Origin of the sequence: Roseobacter ponti (genome assembly GCF_012932215.1) — a bacterium.
Lineage (GTDB): Bacteria > Pseudomonadota > Alphaproteobacteria > Rhodobacterales > Rhodobacteraceae > Roseobacter > Roseobacter ponti.
Window position 1 is genome coordinate 3383541 of the sequence record NZ_CP048788.1, and the last position, 16515, is coordinate 3400055.

Sequence of the window (16515 nt, forward strand, 5' to 3'; positions counted from 1 at the left end):
ACATACTAAATATCAATTTCAAGAATGATAGCCGCTTCGGTAATCAAGTGCTTGAAATGAGATTCATTAGAAAGCGATGACATGACAAAACCTGACGGCTCTCCGCTCCAGAAAAACGTCTACACAGCGGGTCTGATAGAACCAGACGGAATTCTGGTGACGATCCAGGTCCAGATTTTGCAACCCGAAAAGCTTCAGGCTTACGTCGAAGGACATGCGCCTTCACTTGCGCAATACGGTGGTCGCCTCATCTACATCGGCGGTGATCAGGAAACGGTGGAGGGTGATCTTCCGGTTGGCGACATTATCGCTATCCATGCCTGGTCGAGCCGCGAGCGTTTTCTGGAGTGGTACAACTCGGACGAATACCGCCCCTGGAAAGAGTATCGTCAGAACGGTGTGACGAAGGCGACAATTACCCTTTCAGCGGGTTTCCCGTTAGATCAGTCCTAGGAGACGCAGATGAACGCGATAGCATCCAACAACCTAAACGGGAAAGCCATTGTTGTCGTCGGCGGCGGGTCCGGCATGGGCCGGTCCATTGCTGCTCATGCCAGCGCGACAGGTGGAGACGTCACCATCGCAAGCCGCAACCGGGACAAACTTGAGGCGGCTGCACAGGAGATTGGCGGCAACATTCACGTGGCGCCAGTAGACATGACAGACGAACAAGCGATCAGGGCCTGGGCAACATCACTGGGTCCGGTCGATCATCTGGTGATAACCGCATCGGCGGCCGCACATGGCAGGTTTGAGGACCTTCCCACCGAAGACCTTAAGGCAATGATTGAATCAAAGTTCATCGGTCCTTACGTCATTGCCCGCGAAACACTGACCCGAATTAATCCCGCAGGGTCGATCACATTCTTCTCGGGCGCACTGTCCCGCCGACCGTCGGCTGGTGCCACCGGACTTGCTGCCGTAAACAGTACAGTCGAGACTTTGACGAAGGGCCTGGCACAAGAGCTTGCGGGCCGTGTGCGGGTGAATTGCATCAGCCCCGGCATGGTCGCCACCGAAGCCTACGATCACATGCCTGCCGAACAACGCGAGCAGATGTATGCGCAGGTCGGTGGTGCATTGCCTGTGGGTCGGATCGGTCGCGCGGAAGAGATTGCGCGCGCCGCACTTATGGTCATGGCAAACGATTTTATGACGGGGGCGATTGTCGACGTCGACGGTGGTCATCTGGTCCGCGCATAAACAGCTCTCAGGAGGCAACACAAAATGCTACGTCAATTTTTACTGACGCTGATCCTCTCGGCGTTTGCCCAATCAACCTGGGCGCAGGATACCGTTACAATCACCAGATTCCACGAAGCCGGCATCGGCAGTGTGAACACCTGGATCATCGAAGACAGCGAAAACATCGTGCTCATTGATGCTCAGCGTACGCTCAGGGCTGGCGAGCAGCTGGCGCAAACCTTGCAGGAGACAGGGAAGAACCTGCGCGCGGTACTGATCACGCATCCGCATCCCGATCATATCGGTGGCATCCCCTCGATTGCTGCCGAATTTCCTGACGCACAAATACTGGCCATCCAGTCAGTGAATGAAGAGCTGCGCAGTGACTCGCTCGGCATCATGGCATTTGCGCGGCGTGTGAACGGTGATGCCTTTCCTGCGGAAACGCCTTTTGCGTCAGAACTTGTGAAGGATGGCGACATCCTCCGCTACGGGGACATCGAGCTGAGGGTCCAGGATATCGGCGCGGGGGAATCCATTGCGATGACGGTATTTTTCATCCCGGAATCGAATGCTCTTTTTGTCGGTGACCTTGTTGATAACGACATGCACGGCTTCGTTTTTGAACAGCGCTCCTCGCAGTGGCTGGTCAGTCTGGATGAAGTGCGGCTGGATTACGCCTCCAACCCCATAGCCTATCCGGGGCACGGTGCCTCCGCCCCGCTGTTTGATCTGATCGACGCACAGGGCAAGTGGCTCAGGGACATGCGAGACATCGTCAACGAACGCATCGCGGACGGAGAATTCTCCGACCAGGATGTGGAGGAGTCCTGGGCCGAATTTCAGAGACGCCACCCAAATCAACTGCCTGTAGCACCCATTGACGGGCTGGGTCCTCTCAATCTGCGCGCGGTGGCGGCTGAGCTGGCAGGTCGGAAATGAATGTACTGATCGTCCATGCGCACCCTGAAAGCAAAAGCTTTAATGGCGCGATGACTGCGGTTGCTCACCGTACGCTTTCGACACAGGGTCACACTGTGACAGTATCCGATCTTTATCGCGATGGGTTCAAAGCGGTTTCTGACCGCGGAAATTTCACAGGGGAAGTGGACCCGGAATTTCTGAAACTCCAGGCAGAGGAGCGTTTTGCAGCGCACAACAACGGATTTTCGGATGAACTTGAGCAGGAAATAAGCCGTCTGGAAGCCGCTGATCTGGTGATATTTCAATTTCCATTGTGGTGGTTTGGCTTCCCTGCGATCATGAAAGGGTGGGTGGATCGTACCTTTGCAGCCGGTCGCATTTACGGCGGCAGCCCTCCATACGAGGGCGGACGGTTTCGCGGGCGTCGCGCTCTTTTGTCTCTAACCACAGGTGCGCCAGCGGAAGTGTATGAGGCTGATGGTATGCACGGTGACCTTATGGGTATTCTGCGACCGATACACCGCGGCATCCTGTCGTTTGTCGGTTACGATGTTCTGGCACCTCAAGTCCTTTGCGGTGCAGCGCGTGTCGGTGAAAAAGCACGCGAGGATGCGCTGGAAGCCTGGGCCGACAGACTGACTGGTATCATGAACGAAGCGCCGATCGAGATCGGGAGATATTAACCCGGCGCCATCTCATTCTCTCTGATCTGCTCCTTTTGGAAGCGGCTGTTTCGGCTTAGCTCTTTCAGGGCCGAAAAATTCTTGGGATCAGACGTTGGTGTCTCATCGGGGTTGCGCACATACGCGTGATCGGACGCGGAGGATTGTCAGATTTCCTCGGTAAGGAGCCTGTGATTGCAACACAGATGATACATGTTTTGGACGCATATTCTTGTGCTAGGGCATGGTTGCGCGTGCATTGCAGCCAGTTTTCACCACTATAAAGCTGATGGCATTTCATGCGATCGTCTCAACCTGATGCGCCATTGCAAGCAAGAGATCATCCCTGCCCGGCATCGCAGTCAGAATTGAGCCGGAACTGGCAACTGGGTCAGACCTGAGCGCAGGCAGTGCCAGCGAAGGTTGGCCGGTCACATTTGCGACAAAGCTGAAAGGGGCCGCTTCCTGAAAGATCCGTTGGAAAAATGATCGGTCCGTCAGAGTATTCTGGCTGGTCAGAGAAGCCCCGATCAGAGGTCTGCGAATGGCTGAAACAGGTGTCAGCAACACGTCATATGTTGCAAACCAGTTGAGATATCTGCGCACTTCCTCCCGCAGAATTCGCATGGAGAAAACGTAATTTTCGGCAGATATCCCGCTGCCACGCCGCATCATTTCGAGCGTTCCCGCTTCGAACGCTTCCGCCATGGGGGTTGAGTTCGACAAGCGATCCAGGTCAGCCTTGCAGTGAACGCTGGCCATTGTTTCGAAGGACGCGGCCATTTTGCCCAGATCAGGAGGTTTGTTCAATGGTTCGACGTGATGCCCCAGCCTGTCCAGAGTCTGCGCCATCAATTCAACCGCGGCAACATTCTCAGCGTCAACATGTCCACCAAACGGATGCGCCGTATACGTGCCGACGCGCAGTTTTTCAGGTGGCGTATCAATGCTTTTGAGAAAGCCCCGTTCAGGTATGCATGAGTTGGCAAAAAGATCACCCACAGAGGCACCAGCCGTATGATCCAGAACTGCGGCGCTGTCGCGAACGGTTTTCGTTATTACGTGATGGACGACCGCGCCCTCCCAAACCTCGCTGCGCGCTGGTCCGATTGGCATCAGGCCACGGCTTGGCTTGAGGCCGATCAGACCGCAGAAGGCCGCCGGAATACGAATGGAACCCGCGCCATCACCGGCATGCGCCAAAGGCACGATACCGGCTGCAACGGCCGCAGCACTGCCACCGCTGGACCCACCGGGCGACCGCGACAGATCGTTGGGGTCCCGTGTCGGTCCGGTGGAAACCGGCTCAGTTACAACGTTAAAGCCAAACTCGGGCACATTTGTTTTACCCAGCAGTGAAAAGCCTGCTTTTACCAACAACTCGGTTTGCAGAACCTTTTTGACGCTCAGATGTTGATGCTCAAATGTGATGCCAGAGATTGAAAAGTTGCTTCAACATGCCGGATGCGGGTCGGCCGGTGTCACCAATCCAAGACATGTCCGACCTCCGCGCCAGTCACGCGGCTCGCCATTTCGGGAAGCGCGCAATCGCCATCAGACAAAACTGTCACCGGGTACCAGCCCGCCACCCAGCTGCATGCAAGTTAGTTTCCAAGCCTTTGGACGGAGTGTCCCAACCTGCCAGGCTCAATCCAAACTGACGTTTTCTGGCAGTGTAGGACTCAATACAGCCAACAACGATTTCAAATTGCTTGCGTTGATATCCGGGCCCTGAGCGGACATATGCGCCATCCAGTAACACCGTGAACTCAGAAGAACCTTATCGCTGCGTTCATTCACTCAATCAGAAAGTCAGGCTTTTAGTGCTTCGATAACGACTTTAACAGCGCGGCTCGTCTCAAGTCTTTTGGGGTGTGCGATCAGATAGTCGTGGGTCATTGGTATGGCTGTCATCTTCAGTTTTAAAAGACGCCCGGCAAGCAAACTCTCCCGCACCATATGCTCAGGCACCAATGCAACGCCAAAGCCTTCTTCAGCAAAATTCCGGGCCATGCTGCTGGCTTCAACGCACATCCCTGCATTTCGGTCAACGATCCGCTCGCCTGCAAACACCGCATTCCAGTTTGGCGATGTCGCGAAGTCATGCCCCCAGTCGGTGTGGATCAGATATTTATCCTTGATCTGATCAATGCGGCTGCCGTGTTCATCAATGAATGCAGCAGACGTCACTGCGATCAGCTTGTCAGAAAACAGACGGACGATCCTGTGATCGCCATAAAGATCATGTCCGTAGAAAACACGCAGATCGATCTTGTCACGGACAAAATCAACGGGATCGTTTTCGGCCCTGATATCAAGCGCGCTTTCAAGTCCTCCGGTCCGAATGGCAGAGAGTTTCGGCGCCAGCCACGTTTCGACGATGGACTGCGGGGCGCTCAGCACAAGGCGGCGCTTTTTATCGACGCTCCGCATCTTATCCGAAAGCGCACCGAGCTGCGCCATAGATTGACCGATCTGCGGATAGGCGCTTTGGCCTGCTTCGGTCAGGGAAATGCGGTTTCCCTGCCGGATGAAAAGCGTCTTGCCCCAGAATTCTTCCAGCAGCTTGACCTGCTGGCTGATCGCCGCGGAGCTCACGCCCATTTCGCGAGCGGCATTTGCAAAAGAGCCTGTGCGGGCGGCCGTTTCGAACGCGCGCAGTGCATTGAGGGGAAGATGCGTTGGCATGCCCTGTCCTTCGAAAGAATTTCTAATGAAGCATAATTAGAATCCCTGTATCTGCAAAGGCTTTGAACGCTTAGGTTTCAGCCAGCAACGATAGGAAAATGCCATGCGTGATGTGATAGATCTCAACCGCTACCCTTTGGATCAACCAGGCAGCCCTGCCTGGCTGACTTTGGTCGAGGCGTGCAAATCGAAGCTTGCCGAGGATGGATTGTTCAACCTGCCCGGTTTTGTTCGCCAGGCAGCGCTCCGCGAGGCAGTCACCGCCTTCAAACCGATCCTGGCCAAGAACGCCTTTCTTCACCGGCGTCGCCATAACATCTACTTCAAGCGGTCGGTTGACGGGCTGCCGGATACGCATCCTGCTTTACAAACGTTTGAAACCTCAAACAAAACAATTTGTGCCGATCAGATGGATCAGGCAGTTGTGATCCGGCTGTATGAATGGCCACCTTTTGCGCGCTTTCTGGCAGCGGTGATGGGCAAGACTGAACTCTTTGCCATGGCGGACCCGCTGGCCCGTGTGAATGTCATGAGCTATTCCGAGGGAGAGGCGCTGAACTGGCATTTTGACCGGTCCGAGTTCACCACAACCCTGTTGTTGCAGGCGCCTGAGGCCGGAGGCGATTTCGAATATGACAAAGACCTGCGCAGCGACAGCGACCCCAATTACGAGGGCGTCGCGGATTTGTTACAGGGACGCAGGTCACCCACACTGATGCGCGTGACACCCGGCACCCTGAACATTTTCAAAGGCAAGAATACGGCGCATCGCGTGACCCCGGTCAAAGGCGCGTCCGACCGCATCATTGCTGTTTTTTCCTACTACGACCGGCCCGGCGTGCAGTTCAGTGCCGATGAGCGGATCGGCTTTTACGGGCGCGCATCATGAAAGACCAATCGGCCTTCAAGGATGATCGCAAGCTCACCTATCTGAATGCAGAGGGCGCAGACAAACCTCTGATTAGCCCCGTGTCGGACGAGGTTTTGGCGCGCGCCCGGGCCTATCGCCTTGGTCGACTGCGCCGGGTGTTGGACCAGTCCGGTTGCGCGGCGCTCCTCCTTTATGATCCCTGCAATATTCGCTATGCGTTCGACTGTTCGAACATGCAGGTCTGGACCCTGCACAACCCGATGCGCTATGCGCTGATCCTTGCGGGTGGTCCGGCCATCATGTTCGAGTTCAAGGGCTGTTTGCGGCAAAGTGAGGGGCTGCCCGGCATTGACGAGCTGCGCCTGGCCAGGACGTGGATGTTTATGGCGTCCGGCGACAAGGTCGAGGCCGCAACGGAAGACTGGGCGCGGGAAATCGCCGATCTTGTCCAGACCTATGGCGGTGGCAACACGCGCATTGCCTGTGACGCGCTGGACGGAAGCGGCGTGCACGCATTGGAAGCGCTTGGGCTCACGTATGTCGAGGGCAGCCAGTTCACCGAAATTGCCCGGTCCATAAAATCCCCGGATGAAATCGAACTGATGCGCTGGACAATCCGTGTGTGCGAGGCTGGCATGGCGCGCATCTATGACCATTCCGTGCCCGGCGTGACCGAACGTGAGCTTTGGGCGCATCTGCATTTTGAAAACGCGCGATCGGGCGGTGACTGGCTTGAAACCAAGCTGCTGACCTGCGGCCCCCGGACGAACCCGTGGTATCAGGAATGTTCAGACAGGGTGTGTCAGGAGGGTGAGTTGATCTCCTTTGATACGGACATGATCGGGCCTTACGGTTATTGCGCTGACCTGTCGCGGTCCTGGACATGCGGCTACACCGCGATGACCGCCACGCAGCAGCGCCTCTATGAGACCGCAGTTGCGCAAATTCATCATAATCTCGACCTTGTGAAACCCGGGCTGAGCTTTGCCGAGTTCAACGCAAAAAGCTGGCGGATCCCGCAGGCGCATGTGCCTTATCGCTATTCGCTGGCGGCGCATGGCGTTGGAATGGCCGATGAATGGCCTGTGATCCCGCTGCATGTCGATTGGGGACCGGGCGCGATGTCTGGCCGGTTCGAAGCGGGTATGGTCGTTTGCATGGAAAGCCTGATCGCCGAAGCGGGATCGGAAAGCGTGAAGTTGGAGACGCAGGTTCTGGTGACTGAGACGGGAACGGAGCGTCTCGATACCTTTCCACTGGGTTAACGGGAAGGTGGCCGTGGACTGACGGCTCTTGAGGAAGCCAGCAGATGGATTGCAAAGGAGGAGCCGGAGCAACTGCCGGCGAAATACGGATGTAGAAGTTGGCGCCAGGTCGTGCCCGAGTCTCGGGTGTTTGAGCTTCAATACTTTGAGCGGGATGGACGACACGCGCCTTGGTATCGGGAAAAGCCGTCGCGGGACGTGTTGTCAGAACAATTCGAACGCGTCTCTGCAAGGATGATATGACTGTTCTTTGTGGCGCGCCAGGTTGGCGCCACTCAACAAGAGCAGCGGTTCGGTTAAGCTTTAGACTGTCTCCAGAATAGAGGTGGCGCTCCTGGCTAAAATGATTGCAGACGGAGGAATGAACGGCGGCGAATTTCTGTAACCATCGCGTACTGCGGAACCTGCGACGATCAACATCAGCTCAGATCAACCCTTGCAAAAAAGGAGCCGTCCACACACGACAAGACCGAGCACGTACAACCCGCTTGAGAAACCTGGAGATAGTGCTAAGCTCAATCGGCAGGCTTCAGAGAAGTGGCGTAAAACCACAGGCGCAACCTTTTTTCGAAGCTTCAGAACGTTGAAATTCTTTTTAGGAGAAAGACACATGGCTTGGAAGAAACCTACGGCGGTTGAGATCTCGTGCGGCATGGAAATCAATATGTATGGCCCGGGCGAAGACGACGAACGCAACGGTGGCGACCTGTTCTGATAACAGCTGAGATTTCGGATACGGCATGTCAATATGTTGTATCCTGGTAAGCGGGATATGTGACTGATGCCCGCTGAAACGATCGCAGATCTTTCTGCGGTCGTTTTTCATATACCAGCGAATGGTTGTGCAGGCGCGGAAATCTGACCACCCGGGTTACACCTGAAATACTGGTCCGGAGACCTCAACGTCAGAAACGACATCACCCTGACAACGGTGATTGCCTTGTTCCATCCACGGGTCCTGCTGACTGACAGTGTCGGGCGCAAAAGAATGAACAACAAGTCTCTTGGTCAGCACTCGCCCCGGGAGGTATCTCGTGGTTCCGAGCGGGACGACAAAGCGCATCTCATAGACAAAATCAGGACTGTAGTTGCAATCTCTGCAAGGCATAGACGCCGCGGGTTCAGGGCGAAGTCAGCGGCAAGACAGAGTTTCACTTCCGCAATGCTATTGCAGAGCAATTCGATTTAAGAAATGTTGAACAGAGTGTAATGAAGCGTTCCTTTTGCGGTGTGACTGCAGATGGAAGGGCCTTTGTGACGACTGAACTATTGCCTGTGCGTTGTGTGCTGCCTGACCGCCACTCTCTCAGGTCAGACACGGTCCTGGGAGGTGTTCCGGAATGAAGCTGGTAGTACTTGGCGCAGGAGCGGGCGGCGGTTTGCCGCAGTGGAATTGCGGTTGCGCAAACTGTCAGGACGCGCGTGCCGGTAAGATCGCCTCAATGACGCAGTCTTCGGTTGCCGTATCGCCCGACGGGGATCGATGGGTGCTTCTGAATGCGTCACCGGATATCGCAGCCCAGTTGCAGCGCACAAAAGCGCTCTGGCCGGCCTCCCTGCGCGGAACTCCCGTTGCAGCGGTTGTTCTCACCAACGGCGATATTGATCACATCGCGGGTTTGCTGACTCTGCGCGAAAAAACGCCATTCACGGTTTTCGCCACCGGAAGCGGCATGGATATTCTGACAACAAATTCCGTCTTCAATGTGCTGGATCCGGACCTTGTCGACCGCACCCTCGTGTCGGTGGACGACATGTTTGAACCGGTCCCGGGTCTCAGGCTCACACCTTTCTCCGTGCCCGGCAAAGTTGCGTTGTTTCTTGAAGACGAAGCCGCGCTTGATCTGGAGGCGGTCGGCGATCAGACGATCGGGCTTCTGCTGGAAGCAAACGGCAGGCGGGCGGCTTACATCCCCGGGTGTGCCGCGCTGCCCGACTGGTTGCTGGTGCGGCTGGATGCTGTTGATCTTCTGATGTTCGACGGCACCGTCTGGGAAAACGATGACATGGCGAAAACAGGTACCGGTCGGAAGACCGGCGCGCGCATGGGTCATATTGCTCTGAGCGGCGAGGACGGCAGCCTTGCCCGCCTGGATGCGCTTGCGGCCCGCAAGGTCCTGGTGCACATCAACAATACGAACCCGATCCTGCAGCCGGGCAGCCGTGAGCGCAGGCAGGTAGAAAACGCAGGCTGGGAAATAGCGCATGACGGAATGGAGATAGAACTTTGAACAGTTTCACACCGGACCGCACATCATTCGAAGCCAGGCTTCATAAGATCGGCGACGAACGCTACCACGACAAGCACCCGTTTCACCATCTGTTGCACTCGGGGGGCTGCACCCCCGATCAGGTCCGCGCCTGGGTCATCAACCGGTACTATTATCAGTCCCGAATTCCGATGAAGGACGCGGCATTTCTCTCGCGCGTGACCGACCCTGCACTGCGACGCAGCTGGCGGCGGCGCATCGAAGACCACGATGGCACGGAAGACGGAACCGGCGGCATCCACAGGTGGCTCAGACTGGCCGAAGGCGTGGGGCTTGATCCCGATTACGTATCATCGGCCCGGGGCGTGCTTCCCGCGACACGCTTCGCCGTAGATGCATACGTGCGTTTTGTCCGGGACGAGCCGATGCTGCCGGCGGTTGCCTCCTCCCTCACGGAACTTTTTGCACCCAAAATTCATAAAGACCGGATTGCAGGGCTTCTGGAGCACTATGAATTCGCCAATTCCGATACGATTTCCTACTTTCAGCACCGTCTTTCGGAAGCGCCAAAGGATGTGGCCTTCGGTCTGGAATGGGTACTCGATCATGCGGTGACAAAAGCCGATCAGGACGCCGCCGCAAACGCGCTGATCTTCAAGACGGAGGTGCTCTGGGCCCAGCTGGATGCACTCTATTCGGCCTATGTCTCGCCCGCGCGCATCCCGCCGGGCGCTTGGCAACCCGGAGAGGGTCTGTTGCAATGACACCCCTGAGTGTGCCTGTATTGCCGCGGGGCGTCCGCCGGCACTTTGACAAAGTGCGCGGGGTGCCTGTTCTGCTGGGGCCCGAGCGGGTTCTGATGCTTGATGAGATCGGCTGCGCTATACTGGATCAGGTTGACGGGATCTCGACGCTCGACCAGATATCAAGCAGGCTCGCAGAGATATTTAATGCCCCGAAGGACGATATCTCAAAGGATGTCGCAGAATTCCTGACGGATTTAGGCAACAAAAAGCTGGTGGACAGTTCCCATGGTTAATCCCCCGCTGGCAATGCTTGCCGAACTCACGCACCGGTGCCCGCTCTCCTGTCCTTACTGCTCTAACCCGCAGGAACTTACGCAAAAGGATCGTGAACTGACAACTGCGGAATGGACCTATGTCTTTGCGCAGGCTTCCGATCTGGGCGTGTTGCAGTTGCACCTCTCCGGGGGGGAACCCGCCTCGCGCACGGATATCGTCGAACTGACAGCCGCAGCACAACAGGCAGGGCTTTATACTAACCTGATCACCTCCGGCATCGGGCTGACGCGTCGCCGGCTGAATGCTTTGCAGGACGCGGGGCTCGACCACATCCAATTATCGGTTCAGGGCGTCACAGCCAAAATCGCCGACCGTATCGGCGGATACAAAGGCGGGTTCGACCGCAAGATGCATGTGGCCGAACACATCGCTGAAATGGGTTTTCCGCTGACGCTGAATGCCGTGATGCATCGCGAAAATCTGAATGATCTGCCGGCAACGCTCGAGATGGCGCTGCGTCTCAGGGCGCGACGGGTAGAGGTTGCCTGTGTCCAGTTCCAGGGCTGGGCACTGAAAAACCGTTCGGCTTTGCAGCCGACACGGGAACAGGTCGACAGTGCGAAGAAAACCGTGCGCGAGGCGCGCACCCGCCTTGAGGGTGATATGGTCATCGACTTCGTCCCGCCCGACTATTACTCGGATTTTCCCAAGGCATGCATGAACGGATGGGGATCGACGGGTGTTAATGTCACCCCGGACGGCACGGTGCTGCCCTGTCATGCGGCAGAGACGATTCCGGGGCTCAGTTTCCAGCGGGTGACGGACAGGCCGCTAAAAGAGATCTGGTACGACAGTGACGCCTTCAATGCGTATCGCGGCACGAGCTGGATGCCTGAGCTTTGTCAGTCCTGCGAGCGGCGGGATGTGGATTTCGCAGGGTGCCGCTGCCAGGCAATGGCCGTGCTCGGTGATCCTGGGGCAACGGATCCGGTATGCATGAAATCGGAAGGTCGCGCCGTTCTGGATGCATTGCTGGACAGCGAAGTTCAGCCCGACACCGTGCCGGAGCTCGTGTACCGGCGGTTATAAACACGATGCAGGGTATCACCGCACAAACGGCGCCGCATACAATCTGCGACGCAGCCATGTCTCGCGTCGATCACTGAACCGGAGTGATTTCAACTTCGATCTGCGCGAACCAGTCGGCGACCGCGCGTATCTGATCGTCCGTCATGTCTGCTGCAATGACTGACATGATCTCGTGATTGCGCTTGCCGAGGCGATACGCTTTCAGCTGTGTGTCGATATAGATATTCACCTCACCCGCAAGGTTCGGGGCTTCCGGTAACAGCGAAATGCCATTCGCGCCGTGGCACGACACGCAGGCCTGGGGCGCATCCTCGTCAGAAACGCCGTCGGGCAGCGTTGCAGTGACATTGTGCGCTGCATACCAGGCCGCAACATCGGAGATCTGCTGCGCCGACAAGCCAGCCGTCACGACCGACATCATCTCGTGCTCCCGGGTGCCGGTCTTAAAGGCCATAAGCTGGTTCTCAAGATATTCTTTAGGTTCGCCACCGATATGGGGTGCGATGGGGATTTGAGCGTACCCGTCAATCCCGTGGCATGTCCGGCACATATTTGCGATCTTACGACCTGCATCTGCGTCATCCGCAATCACAGGGGGTGTCCCGGCGAGCATAAGCCCGCCGAGAAGTACAGTTACCGCTCTGCGCATTATTCAGCAGGTTGCGGTTTGTAGGCGATGCGCCAGATGGCTCCGGCGAAATCATCGGAAACGAGCATTGAGCCGTCTTTAAGGAACGCAATGTCCATCGGACGTCCCCGGTACTCACCGGTTTCCTCATTCAGCCAACCGTCAGCGAAAACCTCCGCTCCGACGGCATCACCGGTTTCCGGATCGAGGGCAGTGTACATCACCCGGGCGCCGACGGGTGTCGTGCGGTTCCATGAGCCGTGTTGCGCCCAGAAGATCCCGCCCTGGTAGTTGTCAGGATAGCTTGAGCCCTTGTAAAAGCTCATCCCAAGGTCCGCCGCGTGCGCCGTCAGCTCCAGCTGTGGCTCAACGAATTCGACACCTTCAGGACGCGGGAAATCGCTTTCAGACACGATCTCGACCCTGGAGTTTGTCCACGGGAAGCCGAAATGCTGCCCTGCGGCGGTTTGCCGGTTCAGCTCGCCCGGCGGAATGTCGTCACCCATGCCGTCAACCTGGTTGTCCGTCCACCAGAGCTCACCGGTTTCAGGGTTGAAGTCCTGCCCGACCGAGTTCCGCACACCGCGTGTAAAGACCTCACGCCCCGAGCCGTCAGTGTTCATGCGGATGATGCCACCGATGCCGATTTCGTCGTACATCTCGATCTTGTCCAGCGGCTGCACGTTATGCGGCTGGCCGAGTGAGATGTAGATCTTGCCATCGGGTCCGATATCGCAAACCCGGGCCGTGTGGTTGAAGCTCTCTTCCTCCGCGGGCACCAGTTCCCCCTGCGGCACGACGACTGCAACGGCAGGGTCCGGTCCTTCAAAGAAAAACTCCGCAGCAGGGAAATTCAGAACGCGGTTGCGTTCGGCGATGAACAGAAACCCATCGGGCGAAAAGCAGGGGCCATTCGGAATGTCAAAGGTAACCGATGGTGCAAAATCCTTTACCTCGTCGGCGACGCGATTGCGGTCGCGGTCGACAATCGACCAGACTTTGTCCTTGCGTGTTCCGGCAAAGACGACAGTGCCCTGCGGGGCCACCGCCATGGAGCGTGCATCGGGCACGACTGCATAAAGGCTCACCTCAAAACCATCAGGCACATTGATGTTCGGAATGATCGCTCTGAGTGCTTCAGCGCGCTCGCCTTCCTGGTCGATAAACGTATGCGCAGCATCGGTTTTCTGCATGTTGCCGAGCTTGTCCATATTGTCCTGGGCCACGGCTGCGGTTGCCAGAACGGTGCTCGCAAGAAGCCCCGCAATCAATCGTCCATTCATAGGTTCTTTCCTCCCGTTTGGTTCAGTAAATACAATCCGCCATTCTGGCGGGCTGTGTTCACGGACTCCCACAGTACCCTGTAAACACTTGAAGTTGTCAACATTTTTGGTGGGACGATATGTCAACCGCCTCAACCGGGCGTTGCACGAAACCGCCTTGTCGCGGGGTCAGTCCCGGTCTGAAGGTCCTGTTGTGCAATACAATTCTGACGTTAAAGCGCCTGCTTAACATCGCTGAATAGGAGAAATGAGAGTATCGAAGGCCAGATACTTTCATTGGGCGCCCAGCCAGTGTGTCCGGTGATCGATACAGCCGATGTGCCTGAAAACAAATCGGTCACATTTCATGGCAGATGGTTGTTTGAACTCTCCCGGAACATGATCCAACATAGGCCCGGTAGACGGGGGGCCGTCACTTCGAAAATTCCGAAGCATCCGGCACTGCGAAGGTGGTACGTTGAAAATGGCTGAGAGCTGGTTCAGGGCCAGGATTATGGTGGCGTTTCTTGCGCTCTGGGCCGCGTCTGCGGCTGCTGCCAACGACATTATTGAAATTGCTTATTTAGGCGTTCAGACTCAGCGCCCCCCGGTCCTCGCAACTCTGGACCGGAGCCCCGATGACCCCGGCATCGCAGGTGCACAAACCGCGCTGGCCGAGCTCAATACAGCCGGTGTCTTTCTGGGCCAGGTCTACAGGCTGAAAACGGTGACCGTTCCCGTGGGTGAAGACCCGCTCGAGGCCGCAGAACAGCTTCTTGACGCGACACGCCTGCTGGTACTGGATGCACCGGCAGAGGTACTCACGGCGATCGCTGATCTGCCCGCCGCTCAAGGAGCATTGCTGTTTAACACCTCGTCCGGTGATCCCAGTCTGCGAAACGACGCCTGCCGTTCAAACCTCCTGCATACGATCCCGTCCACGGCTATGCGGACCGATGCGCTGGCTCAGTTTTTCCTGAGCAGACGACGCACCGATTTTGTCATGATCTCCGGCAAGCATGCAATAGACCAGTCCTATGCCGCTTCCGTGCGACGGTCGCTTCAGAAATTCGGGCTGACCCTGAAAGCTGAAAAAACCTGGGATTTCAATGCCGGTATGCGCCGCAGTGCCGCGGCAGAAATGCCGCTCTTCACTCAGGATTTCGGTGACTACGACACGCTGATCGTCGCTGACGAAGTGCACGATTTTGGCCGCTATGTCATGTACAACACGTGGCAGGCGCGGCCCGTTGCAGGCTCGGAAGGGCTGACCCCGGTCACCTGGTCCCCCGTTATTGAAGACTGGGGAGCGGTACAGCTGCAAAGGCGTTTTGAAAAACTGACGGGCCGTGGAATGACATCCGGGGACTATGCAGCCTGGGCCGCTTTGCGCGTGATTGGCGAAGCCGTGTCCCGCACAGGCTCAGCCGATCCGCTCGGGCTGCGCGATTACATTCTTTCAGACGCATTTGAGATTGCCGGTTTCAAGGGGCGGCCACTGACGTTTCGGACCTGGAACGGGCAACTCCGCCAGCCCATCGCACTGACGCACCCGCGCGGGCTGGTGGCGTCGGTTCCACTGGAAGGCTTCATGCACCAGACAAACGCGCTTGATACCCTGGGGTTTGATCGCCCCGAAAGCACCTGTGCGCTGTTCCGATGATCCGTATCGCCGCAGCATTCTTTATGTATTTTTCAGCCGCAACTGCAGGAGAGGTTTGGGTCACCAATGAAAAGGACAACACAGTTTCTGTCATTTCGACGGATACTCTCGACATTGTAAGGACCTATCCGACCGGCGAACGCCCGCGCGGAATAAGTTTCTCCAAAGATTTCTCCAGACTATATATCAGCGCCTCTGACAGGAATGTGGTGCAGGTCATGGACCCCCTGACGGGCGAGGTTCTGCACGAACTGCCTTCGGGTAAAGATCCGGGGCAGTTCGTTCTGCACCCCGACGATCAGCATCTTTACATCGCGAACGAGGACGATGCGACCACGACAGTCGTCGATACAGTCACGCGCGAGATCATCGCCCGGATCAGTGTTGGTATTGAACCGGAAGGCATGGCCGTTTCGCCGGATGGCAAAATCGCTGTGACAACTTCGGAGAACACGAATATTGTGCACTGGATCGACACCACGACCGGAGAGATCTTTGCAAACAGCCTTGTCGACAACCGCCCCCGTCACGCCCGGTTCAGCAGCGACGGATCCGAATTGTGGGTCAGCTCAGAGATAGGTGGCACAGTCACGATCTTTGATGCAGCATCACAAACTGAAAAGGCTAAAATCAGTTTTGAGATCCCGGCGGTACATTCTGATCTGATGATGCCCGTGGGGTTAGAGTTTGCACGTGATGACACGCATGTCTTCGTGGCACTCAGCCGCGCCAACCACATCGCCGTCGTCAATGCGGAGAGCTATCTGGTTGAGGACTACATTCTTGTGGGAAGACGCGTCTGGCATATGGCGTTCAACGGTGACGGGTCCCTGTTGTTCACGACCAACGGCGTGTCCGGTGACGTGACGGTGATCGATGTACGCGCGCGTGTGGCTCTGAAATCGATAAAGGTCGGTCGATATCCATGGGGTGCTGCATGGCGCGCGCTGCCGGAAGACTGATCTCAAAAACAAATAGCGCCGCCGGGCACTGTACCTGCGCAGGCTTTTGAATTAGCGATCATAACGTATACCCGGCCTGCTGAT

Annotated in this window: 17 protein-coding genes and 1 pseudogene; 13 read left to right on the forward strand and 5 right to left on the reverse strand. The window is 56.7% G+C overall.

Features of this window, described 5'->3' with window-relative positions:
* Positions 1–81 precede the first annotated feature (81 nt).
* Genes G3256_RS16160 through G3256_RS16175 form a run of 4 tightly spaced genes read left to right on the forward strand, consistent with a single transcriptional unit; the run spans position 82 to position 2792 of the window.
* Positions 82–453, forward strand: coding sequence for a DUF1330 domain-containing protein (locus G3256_RS16160; RefSeq protein ID WP_169641803.1), 372 nt, complete (start codon positions 82–84; stop codon positions 451–453).
* A gap of 9 nt (positions 454–462) precedes the next feature.
* On the forward strand, positions 463–1203 hold the full coding sequence (locus G3256_RS16165) for an SDR family oxidoreductase (RefSeq protein ID WP_169641804.1): 741 nt from the start codon (positions 463–465) through the stop codon (positions 1201–1203).
* A 24-nt stretch (positions 1204–1227) separates the two neighbouring features.
* A complete protein-coding gene (locus G3256_RS16170) occupies positions 1228–2127 on the forward strand; it encodes an MBL fold metallo-hydrolase (RefSeq protein WP_169641805.1) in 900 nt (299 codons plus the stop codon).
* On the forward strand, positions 2124–2792 hold the full coding sequence (locus tag G3256_RS16175) for an NAD(P)H-dependent oxidoreductase (RefSeq protein ID WP_169641806.1): 669 nt from the start codon (positions 2124–2126) through the stop codon (positions 2790–2792). Before G3256_RS16170 ends, G3256_RS16175 begins: the two co-directional genes overlap by 4 nt.
* Positions 2793–3068: 276 nt before the next feature.
* Here G3256_RS16175 and G3256_RS16180 read toward each other — a convergent pair whose 3' ends face one another.
* Positions 3069–4211, reverse strand: coding sequence for an amidase (locus tag G3256_RS16180; protein ID WP_343044395.1), 1143 nt, complete (start codon positions 4209–4211; stop codon positions 3069–3071).
* Between the two features lie 372 nt (positions 4212–4583).
* Positions 4584–5459 carry a LysR substrate-binding domain-containing protein gene (locus G3256_RS16185; RefSeq protein WP_169641808.1) on the reverse strand — a complete coding sequence of 292 codons (876 nt, stop codon included), beginning with the start codon at positions 5457–5459 and terminating at the stop codon, positions 4584–4586.
* Between the two features lie 103 nt (positions 5460–5562).
* Between G3256_RS16185 and G3256_RS16190 the strand changes: the two genes are divergently transcribed.
* A complete protein-coding gene (locus tag G3256_RS16190; RefSeq protein ID WP_169641809.1) occupies positions 5563–6348 on the forward strand; it encodes a 2OG-Fe(II) oxygenase family protein in 786 nt (261 codons plus the stop codon).
* Positions 6345–7595, forward strand: a complete 1251-nt coding sequence (locus G3256_RS16195) for a M24 family metallopeptidase (RefSeq protein WP_169641810.1) — start codon at positions 6345–6347, stop codon at positions 7593–7595. The genes G3256_RS16190 and G3256_RS16195 overlap by 4 nt, the downstream gene beginning before the upstream one ends.
* Positions 7596–7860: 265 nt before the next feature.
* Here the strand turns inward: G3256_RS16195 and G3256_RS19255 are convergent.
* A pseudogene (locus G3256_RS19255) lies at positions 7861–8004 on the reverse strand (IS6 family transposase); the annotation flags it as partial.
* Positions 8005–8205: 201 nt separating this feature from the next.
* On the opposite strand from G3256_RS19255, the gene pqqA reads away from it, so the two are divergent.
* From pqqA to pqqE, 5 genes are all read left to right on the forward strand, one after another.
* On the forward strand, positions 8206–8310 hold the full coding sequence (gene pqqA, locus G3256_RS16205) for a pyrroloquinoline quinone precursor peptide PqqA (RefSeq protein WP_169641811.1): 105 nt from the start codon (positions 8206–8208) through the stop codon (positions 8308–8310).
* Positions 8311–8935: 625 nt separating this feature from the next.
* Entirely contained in the window at positions 8936–9826 is an 891-nt protein-coding gene (pqqB, locus tag G3256_RS16210) for a pyrroloquinoline quinone biosynthesis protein PqqB (protein WP_169641812.1), read from the forward strand.
* Positions 9823–10569, forward strand: coding sequence for a pyrroloquinoline-quinone synthase PqqC (pqqC, locus tag G3256_RS16215; protein WP_169641813.1), 747 nt, complete (start codon positions 9823–9825; stop codon positions 10567–10569). The genes pqqB and pqqC overlap by 4 nt, the downstream gene beginning before the upstream one ends.
* Positions 10566–10844, forward strand: coding sequence for a pyrroloquinoline quinone biosynthesis peptide chaperone PqqD (gene pqqD, locus G3256_RS16220; protein WP_169641814.1), 279 nt, complete (start codon positions 10566–10568; stop codon positions 10842–10844). Before pqqC ends, pqqD begins: the two co-directional genes overlap by 4 nt.
* Positions 10837–11916, forward strand: a complete 1080-nt coding sequence (gene pqqE / locus G3256_RS16225) for a pyrroloquinoline quinone biosynthesis protein PqqE (protein ID WP_169641815.1) — start codon at positions 10837–10839, stop codon at positions 11914–11916. The genes pqqD and pqqE overlap by 8 nt, the downstream gene beginning before the upstream one ends.
* 70 nt (positions 11917–11986) lie before the next feature.
* On the opposite strand, the gene G3256_RS16230 is transcribed toward pqqE, so the two are convergent.
* Together G3256_RS16230 and G3256_RS16235 are read right to left on the reverse strand one after the other, a co-directional pair.
* Positions 11987–12565 carry a c-type cytochrome gene (locus G3256_RS16230; RefSeq protein ID WP_169641816.1) on the reverse strand — a complete coding sequence of 193 codons (579 nt, stop codon included), beginning with the start codon at positions 12563–12565 and terminating at the stop codon, positions 11987–11989.
* Complete coding sequence (locus G3256_RS16235; RefSeq protein WP_169641817.1) at positions 12565–13827, reverse strand: PQQ-dependent sugar dehydrogenase; 1263 nt, start codon at positions 13825–13827, stop codon at positions 12565–12567. The genes G3256_RS16230 and G3256_RS16235 overlap by 1 nt, the downstream gene beginning before the upstream one ends.
* Before the next feature lie 463 nt (positions 13828–14290).
* On the opposite strand from G3256_RS16235, the gene G3256_RS16240 reads away from it, so the two are divergent.
* Together G3256_RS16240 and G3256_RS16245 are read left to right on the forward strand one after the other, a co-directional pair.
* Positions 14291–15469 (forward strand): ABC transporter substrate-binding protein, encoded by a 1179-nt coding sequence (locus tag G3256_RS16240; RefSeq protein ID WP_246227654.1) that lies wholly within the window; start codon positions 14291–14293, stop codon positions 15467–15469.
* Positions 15466–16431 (forward strand): PQQ-dependent catabolism-associated beta-propeller protein, encoded by a 966-nt coding sequence (locus G3256_RS16245; protein WP_169641818.1) that lies wholly within the window; start codon positions 15466–15468, stop codon positions 16429–16431. Before G3256_RS16240 ends, G3256_RS16245 begins: the two co-directional genes overlap by 4 nt.
* Positions 16432–16515 lie beyond the last annotated feature (84 nt).